The sequence below is a fragment of the Crenalkalicoccus roseus genome, assembly GCF_004761865.1.
GTDB lineage: Bacteria > Pseudomonadota > Alphaproteobacteria > Acetobacterales > Acetobacteraceae > Crenalkalicoccus > Crenalkalicoccus roseus.
Genome location: NZ_SJDM01000071.1, coordinates 1 through 9,523 on the forward strand (window position 1 = coordinate 1; position 9,523 = coordinate 9,523).

15 protein-coding genes and 1 pseudogene are annotated in these 9,523 nt (G+C 72.4%); 15 read left to right on the forward strand and 1 reads right to left on the reverse strand.

What is annotated here, in order from left to right; genetic code table 11:
• Positions 1-43: 43 nt before the first annotated feature.
• From ET526_RS22215 to ET526_RS20250, 13 genes and pseudogenes are all read left to right on the forward strand, one after another.
• Positions 44-175, forward strand: a pseudogene (locus ET526_RS22215) (hypothetical protein); the annotation flags it as partial.
• A gap of 148 nt (positions 176-323) precedes the next feature.
• The gene (locus ET526_RS22220; protein WP_240048505.1) at positions 324-641 is read left to right on the forward strand and encodes a hypothetical protein; all 318 of its coding nucleotides are present in this window, start codon (positions 324-326) and stop codon (positions 639-641) included.
• 29 nt (positions 642-670) lie between these two features.
• Positions 671-2,131, forward strand: a complete 1,461-nt coding sequence (locus ET526_RS20210) for a ubiquitin-activating E1 FCCH domain-containing protein (RefSeq protein WP_240048504.1) — start codon at positions 671-673, stop codon at positions 2,129-2,131.
• Positions 2,132-2,156: 25 nt separating this feature from the next.
• Entirely contained in the window at positions 2,157-3,227 is a 1,071-nt protein-coding gene (locus ET526_RS21580) for an HK97 family phage prohead protease (protein ID WP_192898736.1), read from the forward strand.
• Between the two features lie 127 nt (positions 3,228-3,354).
• Entirely contained in the window at positions 3,355-4,314 is a 960-nt protein-coding gene (locus tag ET526_RS22730) for a phage major capsid protein (RefSeq protein WP_456305130.1), read from the forward strand.
• Between the two features lie 82 nt (positions 4,315-4,396).
• The gene (locus ET526_RS20220; protein WP_135470742.1) at positions 4,397-4,744 is read left to right on the forward strand and encodes a DUF2190 family protein; all 348 of its coding nucleotides are present in this window, start codon (positions 4,397-4,399) and stop codon (positions 4,742-4,744) included.
• The gene (locus ET526_RS22225; RefSeq protein ID WP_240048502.1) at positions 4,741-4,965 is read left to right on the forward strand and encodes a hypothetical protein; all 225 of its coding nucleotides are present in this window, start codon (positions 4,741-4,743) and stop codon (positions 4,963-4,965) included. Before ET526_RS20220 ends, ET526_RS22225 begins: the two co-directional genes overlap by 4 nt.
• Positions 4,966-5,067: 102 nt before the next feature.
• Positions 5,068-5,397 (forward strand): hypothetical protein, encoded by a 330-nt coding sequence (locus tag ET526_RS22230; RefSeq protein WP_240048503.1) that lies wholly within the window; start codon positions 5,068-5,070, stop codon positions 5,395-5,397.
• On the forward strand, positions 5,394-5,669 hold the full coding sequence (locus ET526_RS20230; protein WP_007005774.1) for a hypothetical protein: 276 nt from the start codon (positions 5,394-5,396) through the stop codon (positions 5,667-5,669). Before ET526_RS22230 ends, ET526_RS20230 begins: the two co-directional genes overlap by 4 nt.
• 6 nt (positions 5,670-5,675) lie before the next feature.
• On the forward strand, positions 5,676-5,984 hold the full coding sequence (locus ET526_RS20235) for a head-tail joining protein (RefSeq protein WP_135470744.1): 309 nt from the start codon (positions 5,676-5,678) through the stop codon (positions 5,982-5,984).
• Position 5,985: 1 nt separating this feature from the next.
• The gene (locus ET526_RS20240; protein ID WP_135470747.1) at positions 5,986-6,708 is read left to right on the forward strand and encodes a DUF6441 family protein; all 723 of its coding nucleotides are present in this window, start codon (positions 5,986-5,988) and stop codon (positions 6,706-6,708) included.
• A complete protein-coding gene (locus ET526_RS20245) occupies positions 6,705-7,133 on the forward strand; it encodes a hypothetical protein (RefSeq protein ID WP_135470749.1) in 429 nt (142 codons plus the stop codon). The genes ET526_RS20240 and ET526_RS20245 overlap by 4 nt, the downstream gene beginning before the upstream one ends.
• Before the next feature lie 12 nt (positions 7,134-7,145).
• Complete coding sequence (locus ET526_RS20250; RefSeq protein ID WP_135470751.1) at positions 7,146-8,102, forward strand: phage tail tube protein; 957 nt, start codon at positions 7,146-7,148, stop codon at positions 8,100-8,102.
• A gap of 12 nt (positions 8,103-8,114) precedes the next feature.
• Here the strand turns inward: ET526_RS20250 and ET526_RS20255 are convergent, their stop codons facing one another.
• A complete protein-coding gene (locus tag ET526_RS20255) occupies positions 8,115-8,636 on the reverse strand; it encodes a hypothetical protein (protein WP_135470754.1) in 522 nt (173 codons plus the stop codon).
• A 141-nt stretch (positions 8,637-8,777) separates the two neighbouring features.
• Here ET526_RS20255 and ET526_RS20260 point away from each other — a divergent pair, with 141 nt between their 5' ends.
• The gene (locus ET526_RS20260; protein WP_135470758.1) at positions 8,778-9,155 is read left to right on the forward strand and encodes a hypothetical protein; all 378 of its coding nucleotides are present in this window, start codon (positions 8,778-8,780) and stop codon (positions 9,153-9,155) included.
• Positions 9,156-9,307: 152 nt separating this feature from the next.
• On the forward strand, positions 9,308-9,490 hold the full coding sequence (locus ET526_RS20265) for a hypothetical protein (RefSeq protein WP_135470756.1): 183 nt from the start codon (positions 9,308-9,310) through the stop codon (positions 9,488-9,490).
• The last annotated feature ends 33 nt before the right edge of the window (positions 9,491-9,523 follow it).

Below are 9,523 nucleotides of genomic sequence, written 5' to 3' on the forward strand. Positions count from 1 at the left end.
GGTCGAGAGCTTCGAGCCGGGGATGATCCTCTATCGCCGCGGCATGGGCAGCGTGGAGGTGGTGAACCCCTCCGGCGGTGGATCGCATGCCGCCTTCGCGCGCCGCGCCCTCGAGGCGGCGGCCGTGGGTGCCGGGCTGACCTACGACCAGGTCTCCGGCGACCTCACGCAGGCGAACTACTCCAGCCTCCGGGCCGGCAAGATCGAATTCCGCCGGCTTTGCGAGCAGGTCCAGTACGGCATGCTGATCCCGATGCTGGTGCGGGCCCATCGCCGACCGCTTCCACGCCCAGGGCGCGCTGCTCGGGCTGTGGGGCGCCGACATGCCGGACGGCGTCAGCCACGTCCCGCCCGCGCACGAGATGATCGATCCGCTGAAGGACACCACCGCCCTCATTGCCCAGGTCCGCGCCGGTTTTGTGCCGCAGCCCGAGGCGGCCGGCGCCTTCGGCTACGACTTCCGCGCCGCGGTGGAGATGATCCGCGAGGCGAATGCGCTGCTCGACGAGGCTGGCATCTCGCTCGACACCGACCCGCGCCGCGTCGCGAAGTCCGGCGCCGCGCAGGACGCCGCTCAGATGGCCGCCGTCGAGATCGCCGCCACCGGCGCCGCGGCGCCTCCTGCAGGAGAACCCCGATGACCGCCGGCGCCTACGACTGGACGGACGACATGCTCAAGATCAAGAGCATGCAGAAGAAGTTCCGCGACAGCTTCAACGGGATCGAGATCAACCCGGCCCGCTGGGACGTCGCGGCCAGTGGCAGCGGCATGGCACTCGCGGTCGCCGACGGCACTATCACCATCTCCACCGGCACGACCCTTGACGACGAGCTGGTGCTGACCAGCCGCACCGCCTTCACCATCCCGCTCCGGGTCATGGTCGCGGTGAACCTCAGCCAGCGCATCGCCGGCCAGTCGGTCTGGCTCGAGCTGGTCTCGGTCGACCCGACCTCCGCCCAGCCGGACGGCCGCAGCGCCGCCGCCTGGCGGCTCGACGGCACAAGCCCGACGCTCGCGAACTACGAGGTGCAGAGCGAGGGCGCGCCGCGGTTGGCGAGTTCCTCGGGCTCTCCGATCCCGACCACCGTGCCCACCGGCTGGTCGGTGCTGGAGATCGAGCCGACTAATGACGAGTGCTGGTTCCACGGCCGGCAGATCGACACCACGGCGGCGCGGTCGAACTCCTATGTCCGTCACCAGCAGATCCCGGAGCCGAATGCGCTCTACCGCTTTCGGATCCGGGTGCGAAACCGGCAGCTCGTCAACGGCATCTCGGCGGTCGCCAACAACGGCTCCGGCCTGGTGCGGATCACCCGCGCCGCGCATGGCTTCGCGACGAATGACGTGGTGACGGTCGCCGACGTCTCCGGCGTGCCGGGGGCGAACGGCACCTTCACGATCACAGTGATCGACGCGAACAGCTTCGACCTCGTCGGCTCGACCTTCTCCGGCGCCTACCTCAACACCGGCTGGGCCTCGGTCTCGCGCAACCTGGCGCCGGCGTCGAGCACCGACGTGAAGGTGCAGTTCGTCACCATCGCGGACTACGCCGAGCTCACCACCGAGATCACCGCCGGCCGCAGCCAGTCGGTCGCCGGCCAGGGGCTCGGGGTGAACGTGCTGAGCACCATCGCCCCGACGCTGACGGCCGTCGGCGGCCAGGCGCGCAACACGAACGGCGCCCTGTCAGTGCTGGTGGCCACGGGTCTGTCTGCAAACCCCACGGCGGTGACCGCCGGCCACGGCATCGACCTGCTGGCGACGCTGATCGGCGCGCTGGTGAACAAGCCCTTCTCCATCCCGGAGGCGGACTGGCAGTACGCCGGCGCTGCCGGCGGGATTAGCGGCACGGCCGACGTCGTGCTGAAGGCTGCGGCGGCCGCCGGCATCCGGAACTACGTCACCTCGATTGACCTGCGGAACGCGCACGCGACGGTGGCGACCGAGGTGGTGATCAAGGACGGGGCGACGGTGATCTGGCGGCAGCTGCTGCCGGCGGCGATGGCGACCCCGGTGGACATCACCTTTCCAACGCCGCTGCGCGGGACGGCGGCGACGGCGGTGAACTTCGCCTGCCTGACCACCGGCGCGCAGGTCTACGTCAACGCGCAGGGCTACGCCGCGCCCTGAGCGCGGCCCGCAGCACGGATCCAGCATGACCGAGATGATCGACCCGGGCCGGGGCGACCCCGCGCCGGATGCCCCAGCCATGCCGATCGTGGCGCAGCGCGCGCTGGCGGCCCCGGCCACCGTCGATCGCGCCGCACGCACCGTCGAGGTGGTGTGGTCGACCGGCGCGCGGGCTCGCAACTTCGTTCCCGCCCTCGGCCTGATCACCGAGGAGCTGGAGATGTCGCCCAACGCGGTGCGCATGGACGCGCTGCGCTCGGGCCAGGCCCCGGTGCTGAACACGCACCGCCGCGGCGATGCCCGCGACGTGCTCGGGCGCGTTACCGCCGCCCGCCTCGAGCGTGGCCGCGGCTACGCGACGCTGCAGTTCAGCACCGCCGCCGACGTCGAGCCCGTCTGGCAGCGCATCGCCGATGGCACGCTGCGGGCAGTGAGCGTCGGCTATCGCGTGCACCGCTACGAGCCGCGGCCGGACGCCGCGACCGGCGAGACCGTCCACCGCGCGGTGGATTGGGAGCCCTTCGAGATCTCCGTCGTGCCGGTCCCGGTGGACCGCGATGCGGCGGTCCGGGCTCCCACGACGATTGCGGAGCAATCGCCGTGGGGACCCGTCCGCGCGCAGGGAGAGCAGGGCCTCCCCGCGCCGGCGATCGAACCCGCCCTGACTGACGAGGGCCCCATCATGCCCGAGACGACGTCGGAGACCCCGGCTGCCCCGCCTGCGGCGCCGCCCTCCGCCGCGCCGTCCACCCCGCCCCAGGAGACCACCGTGACCACCACGCCCAGCCCTGCGCCGGCCGCACCGCCCGAGCCCACCCGCCGCGCCCGCGCCGGCTACCTCGCCGATCGACCTCGACGCGATCCGCGCCGAGGCCGAGCGCGCCGTCGCCGAGCGCATCGCCAGCTACGAGCCGGTGCTCGCCGCGGCGCGCGGCCTGCTCCCCGCCGACACCATCGACGCGCTGCGCCAGGCCGCGATGCGCGATCGCGCCAGCCCCGAGGTGCTGCGCGCCCGGCTGTGGGAGGCCTTCACCCAGGCGCAGACGGCCCGCCCGACGCTCCCGGCCCGCCCGGAGAGCGGCTCCGGCCACGATGATCCGGCGCAGCTGCTCGACGCCATGGCCGAGGCGCTCGCCGCCCGCTCCATGCCGGGCTACCAGCCGCCGAGCAGCGGCCCCGGCGCTGGTCGCCACGCCGAGTTCATGGGCTGGCGCCCCTCCGACATGCTGCGCGAGCTCCTCGCGCGCCGCGGCGATCGCAACCCGCCGCGCAACCCGACGCTGCTCGCCGAGCGCGCCTTCCACACCACCTCCGACTTCCCGCTGCTGCTCTCGGCGGCGGCCAACAAGATGCTGCTCGCCGCCTACCAGCCGGCCCAGCCGACCTACCGGCAGATCTTCCTCCGGCGCGACTTCCGCGACTTCAAGCCGCACCGGCACCTGCGCGTCGGTGACTTCCCGACGCTGCTGCCGCTGCTGGAGAACGGCGAGATCCAGGCCGGCACCATGTCCGAGAGCCAGGAGATCGTGCTCCTGCAGACCTTCGCTCGCCGGATCCGGGTCACCCGGCCGATGCTGGTGAATGATGACCTCGGCGCCTTCACCGACTTCGCCGCCGCCATCGGCCGCCGCGTCGCCGACTTCGAGAACGCCACCGCCTACGGCCTGCTGAACTCGGCGAACGGCGACGGCCCGACGCTCACCACCGGCAACGCCGCGGTGTTCGGCACCGGCGCGGCACGCGCCAACAAGGCGGGCGCGGGCTCGGCGCTGGATCTCGGCGGGCTCGCCGCCGGCCGTGCCGCCATCATGCGCCAGAAGACCCTGGACGGGCTCCCGATCGCGATCGGCTCTTCGATGCGTCTGCTGGTCGGCCCGAATCAGGAGCTCGCCGCGCGGCAGCTGACGGTGAGCGTCGCGGCGACGCAGACCTCGAACGCGAACGTCTTCGCGGGCTTCGTGCAGCCGCTGGTCGAGCCGCTGATCCAGAACAATCGCTGGTACTTGTTCTCCGACCCGCTCTCGGCGCCGGTCTACGTCTACGGCTACCTGAACGGGGCGGAGGGGCCGCAGGTCACGACTGGGCCGGTCTCGGGCGTCGATGGTGTCGAGGTCAGCGTGATCTTCGACTTCGGCGTCGGCGCCATCAACTGGCGCGGCGCCTGGTTCAACCCGGGCACCTGATCCCGGCTCACCCCTTCCATCGTGAACCCGCGCAGAGGGCGTCCTTCGGGACGCCTTCTGCGTTTCTGGAGACCCCATCCCCATGCGCAATTTCGTCCAGCCGGGCGACAGCCTGGCCGTCACGGTCCCCTATGCGGGCGGCGTCACCGCCGGCCAGGGTGTCCTGGTCGGCGCGCTGTTTGGCGTCGCCGCCGTCGACGGCGCGCAGAACGCCGTGATCGAGGCCGCCATCCAGGGCGTCTTTGACCTCACCAAGGAGCCCTCGCTCGCCATCTCCGCCGGCGCTCGGGTCTTCTGGGACAACACCAACCGCCGCGTCACCACCACGGCCACGGGCAATTTCTCGATCGGCATCGCCACCACGGCGGCGCTGGCGGCGGACGCGACCGTGCGGGTCTGGCTCAACCGCGTGCCGGCCTCCGGCGCATGAGCGGCGATCCCAAGGCCAGCCGGGGCTACCGCAACCGCAACCCCGGCAACATCGAGCACGTCGCCACGAACAAGTGGCTCGGCCTCGAGACGCCGCCCTCGGACGGGCGATTCTGCCGCTTCCGCTCGCACCAGCACGGCATCCGCGCGCTGGCCCTGCTGCTGCAGAGCTACCAGGACCGGCACGGGCTGCGCACCGTGCGCGGCTTCGTCGCGCGCTGAGCGCCGAGCAGCGAGAACGACACCGGCGCCTACCAGGCGGCGGTCACCGCGCGGCTAGGGGTCGGGCTCGACGACCCGATCGACCTGCACGACGCAGCGACCATGCGCGGACTGGTCGAGGCGATCATCCGCCACGAGCTCGGCGGCATGCCCTATGCGCCGGAGACGATCGCGGAGGGCCTTCGCATGGCCGGCCTGGTGCAGCCCGGCCTCGCCCACAGCGGCACCGTCCGCGCGGCCGCAAGCTCGGTGGTCGCCGACGTCACTGCCGCGGCGGTGGTCGATGCGGTCACCACGCTGGCGCCGCATGCAGAAGGCCTCGCGGCGGTGCTGCGGGCGCTCGGCCCCTGGGGCGTCGCCGCCGCGGTGATCGGCGTCGCCGCCTGGACCATCCACCAGCGGCTGCAGCGGCAGCGGGAGGTCACCCGATGACGGACCATGACCGCGAACTCGGCACCATCGTCACCCGCCTGACCGAGATCGAGCGGCGCCTGGCCGAGGGCGACAAGGATATGCGCGAGCTCACCCGCACCGTGACCGAGCTGGTCAAGGCGATGGCCGGCCTCACGGCGCGGCTGTCGCTGGCGGCCGGTGGCGTGCCGGGCGCGTCGCCGGCCATCCCGGCTACCGGCGCGGCCGCGGCCGGCGGCATCGTCGGCGCGGCGGTCGGCGCGAAGCTCGCCTCCTGGCTCGGGCTCGGTTGACCCGCCATGGGCGTGTTCGACGATGCGCTGGCGGTGCTCGCCGCCGATCCGAACCTTAGCGTCGCGGCGACCTACCGTGCGAGTGGGGCGGGGGCGCCCGTGCACCTCCGCGTCCTGCGCTCCAGCCCGGATCGCATAGCCGGGGCCTTCGACACGGCGCTGCTGCAGGCGACCGACGTGCTGACGGTCAGCGTCGCAACCCTGCCGGCGATCGAGCCCGGCGACACCGTCACCATCGGCCCCGATCTGCTGACGGTGGACAGCGCCGAGCGCGACGCCGCCGGCGTCGCCTGGCGCATGCTCTGCCGGCGGTAGCATGCGCCTCTCCGCTGTCGTCGGCGATCTCCGGAAGGTGCTGGCCGAGGAGGTCCGCGCCGGCGAGCGCGCCGCCTCCCGCGCCGTGCGCGCCGAGACCGACGCGCTGAAGACTGAGATCCGCGGCCAGGTCACCGGTTCGCTCGGCGGCAAAGCGCGCGGCATCGCCAATGCCTGGCGCGCGCAGGTCTTCCCGAAGTCGGGGGAGTCCCTGCGGCCGGCGGGGCTGGTGTTCACCAAGCTGCCGAACGTGATCGATGCCTTCGAGCGCGGGGCTACCATCCGGCCGAAGGGCGGCGGGCGGTTCCTGGCGATCGCCACCGGCTTCAACGCCGCCCGCGGTTGGCGCGGGCGCGGCGACAAGGGGCTGCGCGTCACGCCGGCGCAGATGGTCGCCTCCGGCCAAGGCTTCCTGCGGCCCTTCCGGTCCGGGCGAGGCTTCGTCTGGTGCCTGCCGCTGCGACACGGCGCGGCAACAGGCCGGCGCCGGCGCACGCGGCTGATTGCAGGCGGCGTGGCAGAGGTCGGCACCGCCAACCGCAAGGGCCGTAAGGCCTGGGCGCGCGGGCTGCTCGAACAGGGGATGGTGCCGATGTTCCTGCTGCTGCCGCAGGTGACCCTGCGCAAGCGCCTCGACATCCGCGGGGCATCGCTCCGCGCCCTGCGGCGCCTGCCACGGCGTTTCGTGGCGGCCTGGGAGGCCGAAGCCGGGAGGTTCGCGTGAGTGTTCGCGAGACGGCCCTGGCCGCCCTGTACGCCCGCCTGGGCGCCGCCCTGGCCGTACGGAACCCCGCCCCGAAGGTCCTCCGCAATGAAACCGTGCCGCAGCGCCTGCCGCCCGGCGGCCTCGTGGTGGTCCGCGACGGCGAGACGGTGGAGGAAACGCCGATCCTCTCGCCGCTCGCCTGGGCGATCGAGCACCGCGCCGAGGTCGAGGTTGTCGCGGCGACGGGCGCGCTGCTTGACGCGCCGCTCGTCGACATCGCGGCCGCGATCGCCGGCGATCGCACCCTCGGCGGCGCGGTCGAGTGGGCGCAGCCCGGCGCCCCGTCCTTCGACGACGCCGAGACCGAGGGCGCCGCCGCGGCGCGCGCCGCCTCCGTCCCCGTCGCGCTGTCCTTCACCGTCGCCGGCTCGCCGCTGGCCTGACAGGAGCTTCCAATGCCCCGTGCCATCGGCGCGAACTCGCGCCTGCTCATGATCCCCGAGGTCACCTATGGCACCGCGCCCGGCGGCAACTGGCGGCGGGTGCCCTTCCTCTCCTGCAACCTCGGCGCCGAGCAGCCGCTGCTGGATGCCGACGTCATCGGCCTCGGCGGCAATCGCGATCCCGCCGCGCCGTTCTTCGACACGGTCACCGTCGAGGGCGACGCCGTGGTGCCGGTCGACCTGATCAACATCGGTCACTGGCTGCGCCTGCTGCTCGGCGCGCCCACCACCACCGGCACCAACCCGAACTTCACCCACACCTTCGGCTCCGGCGCGGCAACGCTGCCCTCGCAGGCGATCGAGATCGGCTATCCGGACGTGCCGAGCTACGACGTCTGCGCCGGCGTCCGCGCCGACGCGCTGGAGATCGACTTCAGCCCGACCGGGCCAGCCACCGCCACCATCAAGCTGATCGCCCAGGGCTCGACGCGCTCCGGCTCGTCCTCGGGCGGCACGCCGGTCTCGGCGGCCTACACCGCCTTCAACAAGGCGCAGGGCTCCATCTCACGCGCCGGATCCGCGCTCGCGCAGGTCACCGGCGCGCGGCTCGCCTACTCGAACAGCGTGGAGGCGGTGCGCATTATTCGCGCCGACCGCAAGATCGAGGGGGCAGATCCCGGCATCGCGCGCGCCACCGGCCAGATCACCGCGCGCTTCGCGGACACGACGCTGCTGACCCAGGCGCAGAACGGCACGGCGGCGGAGTTCGCCTTTGTGTTCACCATCGACGCCAACCGCAGCCTTACCTTCACGCTGCACGAGGTCTACCTGGCGCTGGCCAAGACGCCGATCGAGGGGCCTGCCGGCGTCGAGGCAAGCTTCGAGTTCCGGGCGGCCTTCAACGCCACGGCGACCCGGATGATGACGGCGGTGCTGAAGAACCAGCAGGCGGGGACGGAGTATGCGTGAGGCGGCAGTGGCCTACGCAGATGAGGCGGGCATGGTCGCCGGCTGCCAGATGACCTTTCCGAAGTATGCAGCTGGCGCCAAGCCAATCACGGGCCGCTTCGCCAGTTCCATTGCACTCTTGCTTCCGGCAGCCAGCCAGGATCGGAGTGCTTGGTCAGGACGTTCGTCGTCTCTGCATGCGATGGAGCGGCCGAGCACGTCAATGCGGCGTCCCGTGTACGCATCATCCCGCGGGTGACGCCCGAAGCGCGAAGGCCCGAAATCAGCATTCCAGATCGTCCGATATGGAAATGGCTGCTGCGGGCCCGCTCGGAAGAAGGCCCAGACGTCGATGTCCTTGAGTCCGTGCTTACCGTCGATCCAGTGCTTCGCAGCACCTTGGCAAAGCGCGAGAAGAAGTAGCCGGTCCCGATACAGCGAAGCCACGGGAGCTCTCGCGAACGCAGCCGCCAGCACATCCACAGCTAGGTCGCGGATCCTCTCCAGATCTGCCTCGCCGAGCTGCTCGAACGACCGCTCGCTCACATTGTCCAATGTTGTCTTCCGTCTGCACGACGGCCAGAGCGTGCCGGCAGCCCCGCTGATCTCGCAAGTGGATTAGCAGAACAGGCGACCGGCCCAGTGCAGCAAGAGCCGACGCTGAAATTCGACTGATCCTCAGCACAAGGAGTGCGTATGCTCACCCTCGACCTCCCGGCCGAGCCGTACTGGCTCGACCTGCCGCGCGGCGTCCGCGTGGAGATCCGGCCCGTCACCACCGCCGTCATGGCCGCCGCCCAGGCCGCAGCGCAGCGGCGTCTGGCGGCCCTGCACGAGGCGGACGCCAAACTCGACCCTGACCTCGCGCGCGGGCTCGCCTTCGCGTTCCTCGCCAAGGCGCTCGCCCGTCACGCCGTCACCGCCTGGGAGGGGGTGGGCGACGCCGCCGGCAAGCCGCTGCCGCTCTCGCCCGAGGCGGTGGAGCGGCTGATGGACCTCGACGACATCGCCGCCGCGTTCTGGGACCGCGCCACCGCCCCAGTCGTCGCGGTGGCCGCCGAGGGAAACGGCTGAGGGCTCGCGCCGCCTGGCACTTCGGCGCGGGGCCGGACTACTGCCGCGGCTGCGCCGTCCTGGGGCGCGACTGTGGCGAGACCTGCCCCTATGCCGCGCACGCCCCCGCCAGCGCCGAGGGTGCCGCCCTGTGGGCCGCAGGGACCGCCTGCGTGCGCGCGGACATGGCCGGCGTGGACCTCGACATGGCCGGGGCCGTGGCGCTCGCCCGCGAGATGGGCGTCTCGGGCTGGGCCGCCGCCGACCTGCTGACCGCGCTGCGTCTCGGCCTCGTGGCCGGCCTCGCCGCGCGCACCGTTCCCGCCGACACCGGAGGCGCATGCCATGGTGGATAGCACCCGCCGCGTCTCGGTCCGCCTCTCGCTGGA

Bases quoted from the DNA above. Each gene is read 5' to 3' on its own strand.
- ET526_RS22225 (WP_240048502.1), top strand. From the start codon at position 4,741: ATGAGCGGCGATCCCAAGGCCAGCCGGGGCTACCGCAACCGCAACCCC.
- ET526_RS20230 (WP_007005774.1), top strand. From the start codon at position 5,394: ATGACGGACCATGACCGCGAACTCGGCACCATCGTCACCCGCCTGACC.
- ET526_RS20240 (WP_135470747.1), top strand. From the start codon at position 5,986: ATGCGCCTCTCCGCTGTCGTCGGCGATCTCCGGAAGGTGCTGGCCGAG.
- ET526_RS22730 (WP_456305130.1), top strand. From the start codon at position 3,355: ATGCTGCGCGAGCTCCTCGCGCGCCGCGGCGATCGCAACCCGCCGCGC.
- ET526_RS20235 (WP_135470744.1), top strand. From the start codon at position 5,676: ATGGGCGTGTTCGACGATGCGCTGGCGGTGCTCGCCGCCGATCCGAAC.
- ET526_RS20220 (WP_135470742.1), top strand. From the start codon at position 4,397: ATGCGCAATTTCGTCCAGCCGGGCGACAGCCTGGCCGTCACGGTCCCC.
- ET526_RS20210 (WP_240048504.1), top strand. From the start codon at position 671: ATGCTCAAGATCAAGAGCATGCAGAAGAAGTTCCGCGACAGCTTCAAC.
- ET526_RS22230 (WP_240048503.1), top strand. From the start codon at position 5,068: ATGCGCGGACTGGTCGAGGCGATCATCCGCCACGAGCTCGGCGGCATG.
- ET526_RS22220 (WP_240048505.1), top strand. From the start codon at position 324: ATGCCGGACGGCGTCAGCCACGTCCCGCCCGCGCACGAGATGATCGAT.
- ET526_RS20250 (WP_135470751.1), top strand. From the start codon at position 7,146: ATGCCCCGTGCCATCGGCGCGAACTCGCGCCTGCTCATGATCCCCGAG.
- ET526_RS20260 (WP_135470758.1), top strand. From the start codon at position 8,778: ATGCTCACCCTCGACCTCCCGGCCGAGCCGTACTGGCTCGACCTGCCG.
- ET526_RS21580 (WP_192898736.1), top strand. From the start codon at position 2,157: ATGACCGAGATGATCGACCCGGGCCGGGGCGACCCCGCGCCGGATGCC.